13 protein-coding genes are annotated in these 18,724 nt (G+C 32.5%); 11 read left to right on the top strand and 2 right to left on the bottom strand.

The features are described from left to right. The first annotated feature begins 245 nt into the window (after positions 1–245). From HSX10_RS11060 to HSX10_RS11085, 6 genes are all read left to right on the top strand, one after another. Complete coding sequence (locus HSX10_RS11060) at positions 246–3,365, top strand: SusC/RagA family TonB-linked outer membrane protein (RefSeq protein WP_173588288.1); 3,120 nt, start codon at positions 246–248, stop codon at positions 3,363–3,365. Positions 3,366–3,395: 30 nt separating this feature from the next. Further along, positions 3,396–4,838, top strand: a complete 1,443-nt coding sequence (locus HSX10_RS11065; protein ID WP_173588289.1) for a RagB/SusD family nutrient uptake outer membrane protein — start codon at positions 3,396–3,398, stop codon at positions 4,836–4,838. Between the two features lie 24 nt (positions 4,839–4,862). After that, positions 4,863–5,777, top strand: coding sequence for a PKD domain-containing protein (locus HSX10_RS11070; protein WP_173588290.1), 915 nt, complete (start codon positions 4,863–4,865; stop codon positions 5,775–5,777). Positions 5,778–5,872: 95 nt separating this feature from the next. After that, positions 5,873–6,574, top strand: coding sequence for a FadR/GntR family transcriptional regulator (locus tag HSX10_RS11075; protein ID WP_173588291.1), 702 nt, complete (start codon positions 5,873–5,875; stop codon positions 6,572–6,574). An 18-nt stretch (positions 6,575–6,592) separates the two neighbouring features. Continuing rightward, the gene (locus tag HSX10_RS11080; protein WP_173588292.1) at positions 6,593–8,059 is read left to right on the top strand and encodes an MFS transporter; all 1,467 of its coding nucleotides are present in this window, start codon (positions 6,593–6,595) and stop codon (positions 8,057–8,059) included. A gap of 44 nt (positions 8,060–8,103) precedes the next feature. After that, complete coding sequence (locus HSX10_RS11085) at positions 8,104–8,868, top strand: SDR family NAD(P)-dependent oxidoreductase (protein WP_173588293.1); 765 nt, start codon at positions 8,104–8,106, stop codon at positions 8,866–8,868. A gap of 54 nt (positions 8,869–8,922) precedes the next feature. Here HSX10_RS11085 and HSX10_RS11090 read toward each other — a convergent pair whose 3' ends face one another. Continuing rightward, positions 8,923–9,939, bottom strand: a complete 1,017-nt coding sequence (locus HSX10_RS11090) for a LacI family DNA-binding transcriptional regulator (RefSeq protein ID WP_173588294.1) — start codon at positions 9,937–9,939, stop codon at positions 8,923–8,925. A 151-nt stretch (positions 9,940–10,090) separates the two neighbouring features. Between HSX10_RS11090 and HSX10_RS11095 the strand changes: the two genes are divergently transcribed. The 5 genes from HSX10_RS11095 to HSX10_RS11115 all read left to right on the top strand — a co-directional run bounded on the left by HSX10_RS11095 (position 10,091) and on the right by HSX10_RS11115 (position 17,381). After that, complete coding sequence (locus tag HSX10_RS11095; RefSeq protein ID WP_173588295.1) at positions 10,091–11,137, top strand: sugar kinase; 1,047 nt, start codon at positions 10,091–10,093, stop codon at positions 11,135–11,137. Positions 11,138–11,140: 3 nt separating this feature from the next. Continuing rightward, the gene (locus HSX10_RS11100; RefSeq protein WP_173588296.1) at positions 11,141–11,809 is read left to right on the top strand and encodes a bifunctional 4-hydroxy-2-oxoglutarate aldolase/2-dehydro-3-deoxy-phosphogluconate aldolase; all 669 of its coding nucleotides are present in this window, start codon (positions 11,141–11,143) and stop codon (positions 11,807–11,809) included. A gap of 11 nt (positions 11,810–11,820) precedes the next feature. Then, on the top strand, positions 11,821–12,324 hold the full coding sequence (locus HSX10_RS11105) for a LacI family DNA-binding transcriptional regulator (protein WP_173588297.1): 504 nt from the start codon (positions 11,821–11,823) through the stop codon (positions 12,322–12,324). A 407-nt stretch (positions 12,325–12,731) separates the two neighbouring features. Further along, entirely contained in the window at positions 12,732–15,812 is a 3,081-nt protein-coding gene (locus tag HSX10_RS11110) for a SusC/RagA family TonB-linked outer membrane protein (RefSeq protein WP_254453230.1), read from the top strand. A 42-nt stretch (positions 15,813–15,854) separates the two neighbouring features. Beyond that, a complete protein-coding gene (locus HSX10_RS11115; RefSeq protein ID WP_173588298.1) occupies positions 15,855–17,381 on the top strand; it encodes a RagB/SusD family nutrient uptake outer membrane protein in 1,527 nt (508 codons plus the stop codon). A gap of 246 nt (positions 17,382–17,627) precedes the next feature. Here the strand turns inward: HSX10_RS11115 and HSX10_RS11120 are convergent, their stop codons facing one another. Continuing rightward, positions 17,628–18,695, bottom strand: coding sequence for a T9SS type A sorting domain-containing protein (locus HSX10_RS11120; protein WP_173588299.1), 1,068 nt, complete (start codon positions 18,693–18,695; stop codon positions 17,628–17,630). Positions 18,696–18,724: the final 29 nt, after the last annotated feature.

Below are 18,724 nucleotides of genomic sequence, written 5' to 3' on the forward strand. Positions count from 1 at the left end.
GAAGTTTATACTTATAAAATAAATAATCTATGTTAAATCTTAGTTTAACATAGATTATTTTATGAAAACATTGTGATAACACAATTTTTTACATATATTTGGTTAACCAATCTGGTTAACCAATTTTTTTTACATGTTTTTGAAACAAAATACCCCTTTATTGTATGTTGTATAATGAGGAATTTTAAGTGTATAGTGTTCCAAGAAAAAAAACTAAATAACTCTAAAAAAAAGAACAATTCATTATGAAATTAAAAATTAAATCAACCTTGATTATTTTTGTTTTAATGTGTTTTTCGTTAAGCGCACAAGAAACAATGTCTATTAAAGGTCAAGTGATTTCTACAACAGATGGTATGCCTGTTCCGGGTGTTAACATCGTTATTTTAGAAACGACCACGGGGACCACAACTGATTTTGATGGTTATTACCAAATTAATGCTAAGAAAGGAGATGTATTACAATTTTCTTATCTTGGTTTTGGGACACAACTTGTAACTGTAAACGGACAGACTACTATTAATATATCTTTAGCTGAAGATGCAAGTGCGTTAGATGAAATAGTGGTTATTGGTTATGGTACACAAAAGAAAAGTCATACTACAGGTTCTATATCTAAAGTCGTAAATGATGATTTAGGGCAAATTGCTGTATCTAGAGTAGATGATGCATTAATTGGTCAGGTATCAGGTGTTAATATACAAGCAACAGATGGTGAAGCCGGTGCCGCTCCTACAATTACAATTCGTGGTGTAGGTTCTATGGCAGGTGATTCTACTCCTTTAATTGTTGTGGATGGTGTTATTGTAGATTCTGACTTTTTAGGATCATTAAATATGAATGATGTTGAGTCTTTTGAAATTCTAAAAGATGCTGCTTCTGCATCAATTTATGGTTCAAAAGGTTCTAATGGTATTATAATGATTACTATGAAATCTGGTATTGAGGGTAAAACAAAAATTACTTACAGTACTTATACAGGTTTTAAAGAGGCTAGAAAAAGTGAAGCTTACGGTACTACAACAAACGAGTGGGCACAACAACAAATGGATACTAATGGTGAGGTTTCAATATACACACAAGCACAATTGCAAACAGGTACGGATCGTGCTTGGCAAGATGTGTTTTTTGATGGTGGAACTATTACAAGTCACGCACTTTCATTTAGAGGAGGAAATAAAGAAACAAAATATTCAGCAAGTTTAAATTATGCTAATGATGAAGGGGTATTGTTAAATGATAATTATGAAAAATTTGGAGCAAGATTAAAAGTTGACAATCAGGTGAATGATAAACTCTCTATTGGAGTTAATTTAAGTCCTTCTTATACTGTAAGAGATCGATTTTCTGAATCTATTCATAATGTAGCGAGACACCAACCTTGGTTGCCAATATATCACACAGAGGAAACATTGCAGATGGTAGATACTAATGCGTTTCCTTTACAAGTAGGTGATTATGCTAGACAAAACCACTTTACAATATTTGATTTTAATAATGATGGCGTGTATGACGAAGTTCTTGAGAACCTTGGTAATAGTACAAACCAAAATCCATATGCAAGAGTTACTGAAAGAAGCAGAATGGATAAAAAATTCAAAATGTTTGGTAGTTTTAATGGTAAATATAAAATTGCTAAAGGTTTAAATTTCACAACAACTTTATCTGGATCTTTACAAGATACTAAAAGAACAGATTATTTAGGAACATTAGCTAGAGAGCAAACTACCGATGCTTATATGGTTGAAACAAATCAAAAAGAACAATATTATATTTTTGATAATTTCATCAATTATAATACAAGTTTTGGAAAACATGAATTAGGGATCACTTTAGGAAACTCTATAGAAACAAGAGATTATTTTTTCTCAACGGTTAAAGGGATAGGTTATGAAAATGATATTGTTCAACAAATTTCAGGAGCTACTAATATTGTTGCTGCAGAAACATTTGGTATGGAGTGGCAAAAAAGAGGAATTTCATACATTTCAAGATTAACTTATGCTTATGATGATAAGTATTTAGCATCATTTAGTTTCCGTCGTGATGGTAGTTCTATTTTTGGATCAGATTTTAAATACGGTAATTTTGCGGCTGCATCTGTAGGTTGGAATATTGCTAAAGAGAACTTCTTACGAGATAGTGATATTGTTTCAACTCTTAAATTAAGAGGGAGTTACGGTGTTACAGGTAATGATCGTTTAAATACAGGAAGTGTTAATCCAGATGCTCAAGGTAGTAGTTCTGTATTAAGTTCAGATAATGTTTTACAAGATTATTATCCGCATTTATCTTTATTAGATTTAACGTCTTACGTTTCAGATGGTACTTTATCTACAGGTTATTCTCCTTTAAATATTGCAAATCCTGACTTAAAATGGGAACGTTTGGTTGAGATAAATCCAGGTATCGATTTTGGATTTTTAAATAATAAAATTACAGGTTCTGTAGATTGGTATCAAAGAACAAGTGATCAATTGTTACTAAATAACCCAGTGTCTGTTACAACAGGTTTTAATAGTGCTTTAGTTAACTTAGGTGAAGTAAAAAATCAAGGTTTTGAGTTCGAAATAAGAACAAGAAATATTAATAAAAGAAACTTCTCTTGGCAATCAACCGTTATTGCAACAACAAACGAAAATACTTTAGTTGATTTTGCTGATTCAAACGGACAAATAACGAGTATAGATTCTACTAGACCAGCAGAATGGATTAATCAAGAAGGGCAGCCAATATCTTCTTTTTACGGATATGTTGTAGAGTCAGAAGTGCCAATAGAATTCAGAGACAGACCTTACAGACATGTTGGAGCTGAATTTGGAATGGTTCAAGTAAAAGATTTAAATGGAGATGGTGTTTTAGATGATGAAGATAAAACGATTTTAGGAAATCCTTATCCAGAGTTAATTTGGAGTTTTACAAATGATTTTAAAATCGGAAACTTTGATTTTTCATTCATGTTCCAAGGATCTCATGGTGCAGAAGTACGTAACATTGGTGATCATTATATGTTTAGTCATAATAACAATAGAACATTAAGTGATGAAGCTATAGCTGCAGGTTATGAAACTGAATTCTTAGTTGATAAATATTTTACAAATAGTATAATACAAGATGCATCATACATTGCGTTAAGAAATGTAAACATAGGGTATAGCTTCCCTGAAGAGGTGTTAAAAGATCTAGGTTTTACTAAACTTAGAGTATATGCAACAGGTCAGAATTTAATGTATAAGACAGCAGATAATTATACAGGTTGGAACCCAGAAGCTTTAGATAAAACAAGTCCTACACAATACGGATACCAAAGAGGAGGATCACCAATATATAGAACTATATCTTTTGGATTAGATGTAGATTTTTAATAAAATTTTAATTACTTAATACAATATATTATGAAATTTAAAAAATATATAATTGTCCTTTTAATAGGAGTTTTAGCAACATCGTGTAACGATTTTCTAGAGCCAGAACCGAGTTCTGCAATTACATCAGAAAATTATTATACAACTGTAGCAGAGTTAGAAACCGCTTTGATTGGAGCTTATGATGCTATACAAGGTGCAGGAAATTACGCCAAGGATGAAAATCATGGTGTGCAATATGAGTTTTATGTAACGGAGATGAGAAGTGGAAACACATCAACTAAAATTGCAGATCCAGATGATTTTGCTGACTCTGGACAATTTGAAGCTTTCAACGTGTTACCAACTAATGGTCTTGTTCTAAATTATTATGCTAGTTTTTATGAAGTTATTTTCAGAGCTAACGTAGTCTTAGAAAATTTAGTAAATGTTGATGATGATACTACTGCAATAGAAGCAGAAGCAAAATTTATTAGAGCTTATGCTTATTTCAACTTAGTAAGATTATTTGGTGATATTCCTTTAGTTGATCATGTATTAAGTCCAGAAGAAAAGAATGTTCAATTTACTAGAATTGATACAGAATTAGTTTATGATTTAATTGTTTCAGATTTAATTACAGCAACAGAAGGTTTAGATAATACTTACAGAACTAGAGCTTCAAAAGGAGCAGCACAAGGATTATTAGCTAAGGTATACCTTACGTTAGACGAGCCAGAATATCTTCAAGCACAATTATTATGTGAAGAAATTATTAATAGTGGAGTGTATCAGTTAATTGATTTTAATGATGTGTTTTATACAGAATTAGATAATCAAGAAGTTCTTTTTTCAATAGGTTTCGAATCTATTAACGACAGTCAGACCTTTTCAGCACAATGGATGAATGGAGTTGGTGTTTCAAGTGGTTTAAATTATGCAACTTATGATTTAGTAGATGATTTAAATGAATTTGGAGGTGATATCAGAGTACAGAATTCTTTCAGACAAGATCCTGTTCACTTAACTTCTGTAAGATATCAGTGTGCTAAATATTTCCCTGATGGGGATAATGGAGGTGATACGCCTACACCTGATTTTGATGGTAATCCTGAATTAGCAGGTAATGATTGGATCGTTTTACGTTATGCAGATATTTTATTATTACATGTAGAAGCTATAATGGCTGATGGAAATGAAACTAGTTCAGCGGCAGCATTAGCATCTTTTCAACAAGTTAGAGATAGAGCAGGTTTAACTGATGTTGTTACAAATATAACTTTAGACGATTTATTAATGGAAAGACGTGTAGAATTAGCTTTTGAAAATCATAGACTATTCGATTTAATTCGTTTAGGTAAAGCACAATCAGTATTGTCTGCGTATTCAAACCTTTATGGATTTGGATTTACATCTACTGATTTATTATTACCTATGCCTCAAAATGAAGTGAATTTAAGTGATGGGTTAATGAGTCAAAATCCAGGTTATTAGAATATTAATTTAAAACATTAAAAAATGAAAAATATTAACAGATTAAATAAATATATTTCACATAAACTAATGGCTGTTTCATTACTTGTAACATGCGCTAGTTTAGTAGCCTGTGATCCTTCAATAGATTCATTAGCCTTTGATTTACCTGATGCTAATTCTCAAGAAGACTTAACACCTCCTACAGCTGTCTTTTCAGCTTCAGTTAATGAAGACAATTATTTGACTTATACTTTTGCAAACGAATCGACAAATGCAACAAGTTATTTCTGGGATTATGGAGATGGGAACACTTTTACAGATGATGATGGTGCAGATGGTACTAACACATACCCTGCAGAAGGTACTTATACAATTACACTAACTGCTACAGATAATCTAGGTGTTTTAAGTACATATTCAGAACAAATTGAGGTCATAGAGCCTGAAATTCCAACTACTTTAGTACCTGAAATTCTTGAAGCAGGTTTTGATAATGGAGATTCAGGAGATGCACCTGTAGAGATTGATAGTAGAGATCCATGGAGAAACTCTGATCTTGGAGGTGTACTTCAAATAACATCATCAAATAATTATCATGAAGGTTCTTATGGTGCAAAATTACCAAAAGAAGGCGACAGAGTGGGGTATCAATTAATTGGTGAGTTTACACCTAATAAATTCTATAAATTAAGTTTTAAATATGCATTTAGAGATCAGATAGATACTGAAAATGGAAGCATAAGTGTTGCGATGGTTCAGCCTATGGAATCTATAGATGAGCTAGAAGCTAATACAGTGGGTATAATTACTTATACCGAAGATGTAGCAGGAGTAGGAACTATGGTTAGTGGGGAGTTAACATTTAATTCTGGAGGAAACACATCTCTAGCAATATTCTTTTTCAATGATGCAGATGAAGCTTACATAGATTCGTTCGAGATTGAAGCTTTAGAATAGTCTTTTATTAACATATTTTTACCATAATAATTCACAGGTGAAATTATAGCTGCCTTATTTTTGGGCTGAAAAACTCATCCTTTATTACAAATTATATGAAATTAGATACCCCTACAAAATCGGAAAATACAAAAGTTTTAAATGAGATTATCTCTAGTATTGGAGAGTTAATCAACATGAAAAATTTAGAACCAGGAGATAAGTTACCTTCTGAGCGAACATTGTCCGAGAAATTTGGCGTATCAAGAGGAATTGTAAGAGATGCTATTCAGAAATTAGAACTCTATGGCTTGTTAGCTTCAAAACCTCAAAGTGGAACTTTTGTAGCCAATATAGGAGTTACAGCGATGAATGGAATGATTGAAGATATTTTAAGGCTTGAAGAACAAGATTTTAAAGGCTTAGTTGAAACAAGAATTCTCCTAGAGTTAAAGACAGCTAGGCTAGCTTCTATGAGGAGAACTAAAGCTGATTTAGACAATATGAAATCTGCTTTAACGGCTTATGCAGAAAAAGTAACCCGTGGTGAAAATGCAGTTGAAGAAGATCTTCTGTTTCATTTAGCTGTTGCTAAAGCGTGCGGAAATGCTACCATTAATACGTTTATGTTAATGATAACACCAGAGATTATTACAAACTTTGAAAAACATCATGTTTGTGGTAAAAGTAGAGCTTTATTGGGTATAGAAGAGCATCAGGCTATTTATGATGCCATTGAGCAACAAAATCCACAATTAGCAAAACAAAAAATGAAAGATCACTTTAGTGAGCTATATCATTATTGTTATAACATATAAATTAAATAAACAACAAATATGAAAGTAAAAGGATTAAGGTGGGTAATTATAGGCTTAATTATGCTTATTACCATTATAAATTATCTCGATAGAGGTACTTTAAACTATATGTGGGTCGCTAACATAGAATATGACTTAGTTGATGAGATAAATGTTAGTTTAGAAGAAAATCAAGCTCAATATTTAGCTGAAGATAATACCTATAGGTTAATTTCAAAGCGAGGAGAAGAAATTATTCAAAGAGCAGATCATATTACTTTTAAAAAAGAAGATCCTACAATTGTAGTTAACCGTCAAGGTATGGCTTATGAGTTAGGTATCGTAGATAGCGACGTAAGTGCAGAAGAGGCTTCAAAACAAGCAAAAGATCAATTAGGGATTATTACAATTTTCTTTATGATTGCTTATGGTTTTAGCCAACTGTTTTCTGGTAAATTATATGATAAAATAGGGACGCGTAAAGGTTTTGTTGTTTCGGTATTAATTTGGGGTACAGCAGATGCTCTAACATCTTTAGCTAGAGGTAAAGTTTCATTAACCGGATTTAGAATGATGTTAGGTCTTGGTGAAGCTGGTCCTTGGCCAGGTGCTACTAAAAGTAATGCTGAGTGGTTTCCACAAAAAGAACGTGCATTTGCACAAGGACTTTTTGGTGCAGCTGCATCAATCGGATCTATACTTGCTCCAATAATAATCCTAATGTTGTATATGAGCATTGGTTGGAAAATGACTTTTGTTGTTGTCGGTGGTCTTGGAATCCTATGGTTAATTCCTTGGTTAATTATCAATAAAAAAGGTCCTAAAGAACACAGTTGGATTACAGAAGAAGAAAGAGAATATATATTAAGCGGTCAACCAGAATCTAAAGTAACTAATGAAGTAGGTAAAACTTGGGGACAATTATTATCTAATAAAAAGAATTACTCAGTTATTTTAGGTCGTTTTTTCTTAGATCCAATTTGGTGGATGTTTGTAACATTTTTACCAATGTATTTAGTAGAAGAATTTGGTTTAAATATTAAAGAATTAGCATTCTCAGCATGGATTCCTTATGTAGGAGCAATGATTGGTAGTATTGCTGGTGGTTGGTACTCTGGATTCTTAATAAGAAAAGGAGCAACTGTAGATAAAGCAAGAAAGACAGCAATGTTATTGGGTGGCGCAATTGTGATCCCAGCAATTATAGCATCTGTATTAGTGCCAAATGCTGTTTTAGCAGTTGTTTTAATGGCTTTTGTACTTGGAGGTTTCCAATTTATGATGACTAATATTCAAACATTACCAAGTGATTTACATGGTGGTAAGTCTGTTGGTTCTTTAGCCGGTTTAGGTGGTGCAGCAGCAGTATTAGGTACAATTTTAGCTATTCTTTTCGCAGGATATATTACTAGCTGGCCATTATTATTTGGTTTACTAGGAGCTTTAGTACCATTATCATTAATTTCAATTTACTTGACAGTAGGTAAAATTGAACGGATTGATTAATTTAAAAAATATATAATAATTATAAATTATAAATTATAAATAAAATGAGCAAAAACGAAGGAAAAGTAGCAGTAGTTACTGGTGCTACAGGAGGTATCGGTTTCGAAGTAGCAAAAAGATTAGGAAAAGATGGTTATACTGTTGTTTTAAATGGTATTGAAGATGAAGTAGGTGCTGAAAGAGTAAAAGAATTGACAGCAGAAGGTGTAACAGCTGAGTACATGGGATTCGATGTTACTAAAGAAGAAGAAGTAACTGCAAACATTACTGCAATTGGTGAGAAATACGGAAGAATTGATGTACTTGTAAACAATGCAGGTGGTTTAGGTGGTCGTTCAAGATTTGAAGAAATGACTACTGATTTCTATAGATTTGTTATGGCACTTAATTTAGATTCTGTATTTTTTGCTTCAAGAGCAGCAATACCTTTCTTAAAAAAAGGAGCACACCCATCTATAATTAATTATACATCTAACGCTGGTTGGACTGCGGGTGGACCAGGTGCTGGTATTTACGGGACGTCTAAAGCAGGTGTTCATGCAATTACTAGAGCATTAGCAAAAGATTTAGCTGAATATGGAATTAGAGTTAACGCTGTATCACCAGGTACAATTGATACGCCTTTCCATGCTCAAATTAAAGCAACTAAACCAGAGGTTTTTGCTTCATGGGCTAATAACATTATGTTAGGAAGATTAGGTCAACCTGAAGATGTTGCAGGAGTTGTTTCATTCTTAGCAAGTGAAGATGCTTCTTTTGTAACTGCAGAAACAATCCAAATTGGTGGTGGACAAGCTTTAGGTATCTAAGCAAAACATTATATCATTAAAAAGCGTTATTGTAGACATACAATAACGCTTTTTTTATTTAGAAGAATCCCTAATGATCAATTCGGCATCAAGGATTATTTTATTTAAGCTCTGTTTTACTTTTGGTTCTTTAACACGTTTTAGAAAAGTCTCTGCTGCAATTCTTCCAATATCTCTACTATGCTGATCAATACTAGAAATTGAAGGGGTGACTAAAGATGTAAAAGGTTCATTTCCAAAGCCTATTAAACGAATTTCTTCTGGAACTTTTATTTCTTTTTCGTTTAAAACCTGTAAAGCACCTAAGGCAGCGTAATCACTTGCCACATATACAGCATCTGGCTTGTCTTCCAGTTGAAGTAGATGTTCCATTTCTCGCCTTCCATCTTCAAGACTTAGCGAACTCTCAATAATTAAGCTATCATCTATGGGAAGGTTATTCTTTGAAATAGCATCAACATAACCTTTAATTCTATTATTAAAAATTCGAGTTCTTCTGTAACCTCCAATATGAGCAATACGTTTACAGCCTTTAGAAATTAAATGTTCTACAATAACATGGCTACTGTTGTAATCGTCTATACCAACATAATCTACATTCAGATCATTTTCCCCACGATCAAATAATATTAATGGGATACCATTGGCTTTTATTTTTTCGTAATAAGATAAATCAACAGTTTCATTAGCCATTGAAGCAATGATCCCATCTACTTGAGTGTACAGTAATGTGTCTATATTTTTACATTCCTTTTCAAAAGATTCGTTAGACTGTGTAATGATAATATTATAGCCAGCTTTATTAAGTACGGCTTCCATTTGTTCAACTACCGATGAAAAGAAATTACTATTTGTTTTTGGTACTACAACACCCACTAAATTACTTTTTCCTTTCCTTAATGCACTCGCTAGATGATTAGGTTGGTAGTTTAATTCTTTAGCAACACGTTTAACAGCTGCTTTTGTTTTTACGCTGATACGCGAGTCATCATGTAGAGCTTTAGAAACTGCTGCAGGTGAAATATTTAGCACGTTTGCGATGTCTTTTATTGTTGTTCTTTTTTTATTCACCTAGTTTTTATATATTTGCTTAAACGTTTAAGCAAAAGTAGTGCTTTTAACTATAAAAATCAAAATCATACTGTTTTGATTTATTTTTAAAAATAAAGGTTAAACGTTTAAGCAAAACAACAAATTATAACTAATTAAACGAATATTTAGAATGAAAAAAGTAGTCACTTTTGGAGAGATTATGCTAAGATTAGCTCCTCAACAATTTTTAAGGTTTTCACAAGCATCAACTTTTGATGTTGTTTACGGTGGAGGAGAATCTAACGTAGCAGTATCATTAGCCAACTACGGTGTGCCAGTAGACTTTGTTACGCGTTTACCAAAAAATGATATTGGAGAATGTGCAATGATGGAGATGCGTAAAAGAGGTGTTGGTGTAGATAAAATTGTTTATGGTGGAGATCGTTTAGGGATTTATTTCTTAGAAACAGGAGCTGTAAGTAGAGGTAGTAAAGTTGTTTATGATAGAGCACATTCTGCAATTTCTGAAATTGAACCAGGAATGGTGGATTGGAAAGCAGCGTTTAAAGATGTTGCTTGGTTTCATTGGACTGGGATCACTCCTGCAATTTCTCAAGGTGCAGCAGATGCATGTTTAGAAGCTGTAAAAGTAGCTAGCGAAATGGGGGTTACAATCTCAACAGATTTAAATTATAGAGCTAAACTTTGGACATATTGTGATGATGCACATAGAGAAAAAGTAATGACAGAATTAACCTCTTACTGTGATGTTGTTTTAGGAAATGAAGAAGATGCAGAAAAGCATTTTGGTATTCATCCAGAAGGTTTAGACGTTCATAAAAATGGACACGATGTAAAAGCTGAAGCATTTTTATCAGTTTGTAAACAAATGATGGCAAAATTCCCAAGAGCTAAAAAAGTTATTACAACTTTAAGAGGTTCTATATCTGCATCACATAATACTTGGGCTGGAGTTTTATACGATGGTACTAAAATGTTCGAAACGCGTCAGTATCAAATTACAGATATCGTTGATAGAGTAGGTGGAGGTGATTCATTTATGGGAGGATTAATTTATGGATTATTAAAATATCCTGAAGACGATCAAAATGCATTAGACTTTGCAGTAGCAGCTTCATGTTTAAAACATACAATTAAAGGTGATGCTAACTTAGTAACAGTTTCTGAAGTAGAAAAATTAATGGGAGGTGATGCCTCTGGACGTGTAGCAAGATAAGTTATGGCAAATTATACAAGAATAGAAGTCGCAAATGTTATGAAAGAAACCGGAATGGTTCCTTTATTCTATAACGCAGATTTAGAAATCGGTAAAAAAGTAATCAAAGCTACTTATGATGGTGGTGCACGTTTATTAGAATTTACTGCAAGAGGTGATTTTGCTCACGAAGTTTTTGGAGAGCTTAATAAATGGGTTCTTAAGGAATTACCAGGAATGATTATGGGTGTCGGATCTGTTACAGATGCAGCTTCTGCTTCTCGTTTTATGGCTTTAGGTGCTAACTTTATTGTAACACCAGTTTTAAGAGAAGATATTGCTATTGTTTGTAATAGACGTAAAGTAGCTTGGTCTCCAGGTTGTGGATCTTTAACAGAGATCTGTAGAGCTGAAGAATTAGGTTGTGAGGTTGTTAAATTATTTCCAGGGGGAATTTACGGTCCTGGTTTTGTTAAAGCAATAAAAGGCCCTCAACCTTGGACTAGTGTTATGCCTACAGGAGGTGTTGCGCCAACTAGAGAAAATTTAGAAGGATGGTTTAAGGCAGGTGTTACTTGTGTTGGTATGGGATCTCAATTGATCGCTAAAAATGCTGATGGTAACTATGATTTAGCTAAAATTGAATCAGATACTAAAAATGCTTTAGAAATTATTAAATCACTACGTAGTTAAAACCTTCAATAGTGACCATTAAGGAACTCTCTATTATTTCAGGCTTCTCCGTTTCAACGGTATCAAAAGCTCTAAATAATAAGATAGATGTTAGTAAAACAACACGTAAATCTATTCAAGCCATTGCTAAAGAATTGAATTATGTGCCCAATAATTTTGCTGTTGCATTAAGAGTTAAAAAATCACATGCTACAATTGCTGTGGTTTTACCAGAGGTGACTAAAAAATCCTATAACCAAGCACTTTGCCATGTTCAAAAATCGGCAGAAGACTTTGGTTATAGGATTTTATTATTTCAATCTTTTAACTCACCTTCCAATGAAATGGATTACATCAAAAGTTTAAATGATGGGTCTACTGATGGTATTATAGTGATTTCAAAAGAAGATAAGCATAAGTCAGATTATGCATACAATTCTATTCCTATTGAATTATTAAATATAAAAGAGAATCTTTCTCTAGATGAGATAAAAGAACTTTCATATAACAGTCTATTAAATCTGTTAATAGATTAGTATATGTTTGTTTTTGGTCCTTAATTTTATCGATTTATCATTTATATTAATTTCAATTAAATAATTAACTTTTCAAGTATAAATCTGCGTTTATTTTGCTTAAAATGTTAAAATAAATGATTCCTAAACGGCCTAAATATGGCGTTTTTTCTTAAAAATTTTAAAATAAATTAATATTTTAATTTGTAATGATCAGTCTTTTAGATTATTGTGTTCTTGTGGTTTTTGTCTATTTTTTTTATAGATAAATTACGAAAACGTTTTAGTTAACAGGATTTTAACTATATTTGGTATACCAATCTGGTAAACCAATTTTTTATTGAATTTATATTCTATTGTCTCTAACATAATCGATAGAATATTATGAGATAAAAATTTTTAAACAACAATTAACAAAAACTTATCTTATGCAAAAACAACTCAAATTTTTTAAAATGAAATTGATGCCTCTTTTGGTATTTATTTTATTTGGCTTAGCATTGAATGCTCAGCAAACAGTTACAGGTACTGTTATAAGTCAACCTGATGGACGACCTCTTCCAGGAGCAAATATTCTAGTAAAAGGAACAGCTACTGGGGCAACTACAGATTTTGATGGTAATTATACTATTGAAGTTCAGAATTCTAGCGCTATATTAATATTTAGTTACATCGGTTTTACTCCCAAAGAAGTAACTGTAGGTAATAAAGCAGTGATAGATATTACATTAATTGAAGACTCTAGCCAACTTAGCGAAATTGTTGTTGTTGGTTATGGTGCTCGTAGAAAAAGTGATGTTACAGGTTCTGTGTCTTCTGTAAAAGCAGATGAGTTAACTGCTTTTCCTGTGTTAGATGCTGAGCAGGCACTACAAGGACGTGCAGCAGGTGTTGTTGTACAATCTAATAATGGTGGTGAGCCAGGAGCTCCTATTAAGATAAATATTAGAGGTAATACTTCAATCAATGCGAGTAGTGACCCACTTATTGTGGTAGATGGGTTTGTAGGTGCAAATATGCCTCAAGCTGGAGATATTGAATCATTACAGGTTTTAAAAGATGCTTCTGCAACGGCTATTTATGGTTCTCGTGGATCTAATGGTGTTGTTTTAGTAACAACTAAAAAAGGTAGAAGTGGTAAAATGGTAATAGAAATAAACTCTACTTATGCGGTTCAAAGTACAGCTAATAGATTAGATTTATTAAATGCAAATGATTTTGCAGATTATCAAAATCAGGTAAGAGAAAATGTTGCTTTAACAACAGGAGATCCATCTACACCTTATGTTCAAGGAGATTATGATACGGATTGGCAAGATTTAATCTACAGATCAGGTAATACTGCAAATCATCAAATTTCCTTTTCAGGAGGTTCTGATAAAATAAACTTTTATGCTTCTGGTACTTATTTTCAACAAGATGGTATAATAGTTAACTCTGGTTACGAAAGGGTGTCTCTCTTATCTAATATAGATGCGCAATTAACAGATAAATTAAAGGTAGGACTTAATTTAACGGGAGGCTCTAGTAAAAAGAGTGGTGTAACTACTCAGTCTGATGGTTCTGTTACTGTTGGTGGTGATGATGTTGTTTCTTTAGCAATGCGTTTTGCTCCAGATAAAGGCGTATATAATCCTGACGGTACTTTTTCTACAAACGATAAAATAGGAGATAAAGTAGATAATCCTTATGCAGTTGCTACACAAAGAGATGATGATACAGAGATAGATAATTTTAGAGCTAATTTTTATGCTAATTATGACATTATTGAAGGTCTTACATTTAAAACGACTTTTGGTTTAAGTAGTCAAAATACATTTAGAGGAATATATATGCCAAGAACTTTAGAAGTTACAGCTGGTGGAGGTACTGATGGAAGAGCTATTATGACAGAAGATAAAACTGAATCTCTATTAAGTGAAAATTACTTGACGTATAAAAAAGAAATAGGAAAAGGAGAATTAACATTATTAGCAGGTTATTCTTATCAAAAAACAACTAATAAAGGATTTTATAGCGAAGGTACTGGAACCATTTCAGACTCTTTTTCTTACTATGGTTTATGGACTGCAACTAATTTATTAAATGGTGGTTCTGGAGACATTTATGTAAATGAAACAGAAATTCAATCTCAATTCGGTAGGGTTAATTATGATTATGATGACAAATATTTATTAACTGCTACTGTAAGACGTGATGGTGCTTCTAATTTCGCTGAGAATGAAAAATATGCCATTTTTCCATCAGCAGCATTAGGTTGGAAAGTTTCTAATGAAGATTTTATGAAAAATTACGATAATATTTCTAGCTTAAAATTAAGAGCTAGTTATGGTGTTACCGGTAACCCTTCTATTGGTGCTTACGAGTCGTTAGCAAGTTTAGCGAGTATATATGCTTCTAGTAATGGATTAACTGTACCAGCAATTACACCATACCAAAATGCTAATCCAAATTTAAAATGGGAATCATCTTACCAATCAAACTTTGGTCTTGATGTAGCTTTATTTAATAGTAAAGTGTCAATGTCTTTTGATTATTATAATATTGATACTAAAGATGTACTTATGTTTGATAACAGTATCCCTTGGTATTTTGGTAACTATAATGATGAAATAATTACAAATGTTGGTGAAATTAATAACACAGGGTTTGAATTTTCTGTAAATACAAGAAACATTATTACAGACGATTTTAGTTGGACTACAGATTTAGTTTTCTCTAGAAATAAGAACACAGTAGAGAAATTAATATTTGGTGCTGATTATTTTGGTGATGGTGCTCCAAGTTACTTTAGTGTAGATAACAATTATATATTAAGAGAAGGTGAAGAAGTTGGGCTATTTTATGGTTATGAATATGCAGGTGTATACCAAGGTGGTGCAGTGCCAACAGGTACAGCTACTTTACCAGATGGTGTAGCTGGTGATCCATTGTTTTTAGATTTAGATGGTAATGGTGATGTTACTAATGATGACAGAAAAATTATTGGTAACCCTAACCCAGATTATACTTGGGGAATTACAAATAGCTTTACGTATAAAAACTTTGATTTAAATATCTTTTTTCAAGGATCTCAAGGTGGAGATATTTTTAATATGACTAATGTGCAGTTAAATAATGGTGATTCTAATACAACGTATGAATATTATAATAATGCTTGGACACCAGAAAACACAAATACAAATCAACCTAGAGTAGGTAACAATAGTTCTAGAGAAATTTCATCTCGTTTTGTGGAAGATGGTAGTTATATTAGATTAAAAAATATAGCAATAGGCTATTCTTTTTCTTCAGATATGATTGAGAAATTAGGTTTATCAAATCTAAGATTTACTGTTAGTGCACAAAATTTATTAACTATTACTGATTATTCTGGTTTAGATCCTGAGGTTAATTACTACGGAGCTTCTGGAGATAATAATACTTCAAGTAATACAGTAAGAGGATTTGATTTTGGAAATTACCCAACCGTAAAATCGGTTAGTTTTAGTCTAAATGCGAAGTTTTAATTATTGGAGAAGGAAAACAATTTAAATTAAAAAGAAAAAATTATGAATACATATAAAATTATATTGTTATTGATGGGATTGTCAATAATGGGATGCTCAGACTTAGAAGAAGAACCGGTTGGTTTATTGTCTCCGGATGGATTCTTCTCTACTGTAGATGATTTACAATTAGCTATAGATGGTTCACTAACTCACGCTATAAACGAAGAGATATGGGGAAGAAAACTTTCTGTGTCATTAATGTTACGTTCAGATATGGTGAAGCTTCAATCTTCTCAAACGTATAGAGTAGAGATGGATATGCATAATATTACGGGTGAAAATGAAATGGTTTACGATCCATGGACAAGAATTTGGTTAGGTATAAGTGCAGCAAATACAGCTATTGCTGGTGCTGAAAGTGTATCAGCAGATGATGATATTAAAAATCCTGTTGTGGCTCAAGCTTATTTTGCAAGAGCATTTTATTACTTTCATTTGGTAAGATTATTTGGAGATATTCCTTATTTCGATCGTCCAGCTGGTGAGGAAGCAGATTTTTCTGTTGGCCTAACTGCTGAAGAAGAAGTGTATGATAATATCATTGCAGATTTAGAATTTGCTAAAACTTGGTTGCCAGAAACAGTAATATCAAGATCTGTACCATCTAAAGCAGCAGCAAGCTCGTATTTAGCATTGGTTTATTTAACAAGAGCAGGAACTAACGATATGGCTTATTTTCAATTAGCATTTGATGAAGCTAAGGAAGTAATAGATAATAGCGGAACTTATGTTCTAGGTTTAGATCCAGATTTTCAAGCTTTATTTGATGCTAATAGAATTGATGCTTCTATAGAGCCAATTTTTGCATTAGATTATAATGCTAACGAAGCAGCAGATAATTCTTATGACCAAATAGCACCTATGTCTGGCGTTAGAGGTGATGATAATGAAGAGGGTTGGTCTGTTGTAGCTCCTACTATGGCTGTTTATGATTCTTTTGAGCCTGGAGACTATAGAAGAGATGTTAGCTTTCAAACAAAAGCTACAATCGGAGGTGTACCGGTAGATTATACAGAATTTACTATAAGTGGGCATGAGCATGCTGCAAACGTTCCATATATTGCAAAATACACACGTTACCCTGGTGAATATGCTAAAGGAAATAAAAGAGCGACAAGTCATAATTATTCTATGATGCGTTATGCAGAGGTATTATTAATTGCAGCAGAAGCTGGAGTTGAAATAGGAAACCCTTTAGCATTAACTTATCTCAATGAGGTTAGAGGTAGAGCTAGAAATGGTGGTCAATCTACTTCAGGTGGTTATGATGAAGCTACTTTCCCTTCATCTACAATTCCTATGGATCTTAGTAATATTACCGTTGCAGATGTTTTAGAAGAACGTAGAATAGAACTTGCTTTTGAAGGTAAAAGATGGTACGATATTAAGAGAAGAGATTTAGGAAATCAAGTATTTAGTGCTTCTGGTTATGAAGGTGCTAAACCTGATTTTAATCCTAGTGTAGATTATGATACTCCAATACCGCAAGATGAAATAAACAGAAATCCTAATCTTGCAGGATTATAATAGTCGTAAAGATTAATTAAATTGATTACTGTCCTTGTGTTTATTTGATATAAATACAAGGACAGTTTTTTTATTGCAATTGAGTTAACTATAGTATTTTACTACGCCAAAGTAAGTATAATAGAGCTTTAATGTTATAGTGTATGCGCTTCCTGTCAGATAACCAGTTAGTTGTTTATACAGCTAGTATGTACAATATGGAGTTATTATTTGTAAGCTGTAAGTTGATTGATTTTTGAGTAGAAGTTAATCAACCAAACACTTTAAAACTTTTACAGTTCGTTTAGATTTAATAAAAGCAATATAATAGAGACCTGAATTTAAATCTGAAACATCTAATTTATATTTTTTAAGCCGATTTTCAGTAGAGATAGTCTTTCCTTCAGAAGTGTACAAAGTAATAGCATCATAATCGTCAGCTTTAGCATTTTTAAAAGTTACGATATGTTTTGAAGGATTTGGAGAGAGTACAATTTCTTCAGCTCTAGTTTTAATTTCAGATATTGATAACGGACCAATCTCTTCGATACTAAAATTAGCAAAGCGTACAATTTCATCCTTTAAATCTTCACTATTATTTAGACTTCTGTAAACGCCCCATTTTGGTCGCGCAAACGTAGCTCCATCTTGCCATGTATCCATGGTTTCATTTGTGTAACTTAATATTGAATCACCATTAGACACACGATCAATATTAATGCTATAACTACCTTCGTTTCCAAAAGAAATAATTTCGGTTACTTCTACCCAATTTCCTCTTAGTAAATCGAGATCAGCAGTTTGGATTGTGCTTTGATTATTAGTAGCAGTATATCGTAATTCTATACGATCTGGGTTTGCTTTGCGAAGCGTTAATGTTATCATTGGTATTGATTCATAAGGTCCTCCTACTGCTTTAATTTGATGAATATGTGTAAAACTTGAAGAAACCTGAAAATCACTAGGTAATTTAAACTTCCATTTATATTCAACAGTTTCACCCTCTGTAGCTTTTAAATTATTAGGTGATGAGTTGTAAGTCTTAATCTCTACACGTTGTCTATCAAAATTTTGACAACGGTCATTATCAGGTGTTTTATGAGAAATAAATTGAAAGACATTGGTGTTTAATTCCGTGTCAAAAACTTCATCTATATGACGACCAAAATCTGTATGAATACAATCTGGAACCTCTACAGCATTATATCCAGGAGCTAAAACAGCGTTAATATCTTCGTAAGTGTTTCCTGCTCCGTTTGCATTTAAAATGGTTTGAGAGTTTCCTAATAAAGTCCCAAAAAAGGTAATGTTTAAAATTAAAAATGTTTTTTTCATAATCCTGAGTAATTGGTTAACCAATTTTG

Origin of the sequence: Winogradskyella undariae (assembly GCF_013285155.1) — a bacterium.
GTDB classification, from domain to species: Bacteria; Bacteroidota; Bacteroidia; order Flavobacteriales; family Flavobacteriaceae; genus Winogradskyella; species Winogradskyella undariae.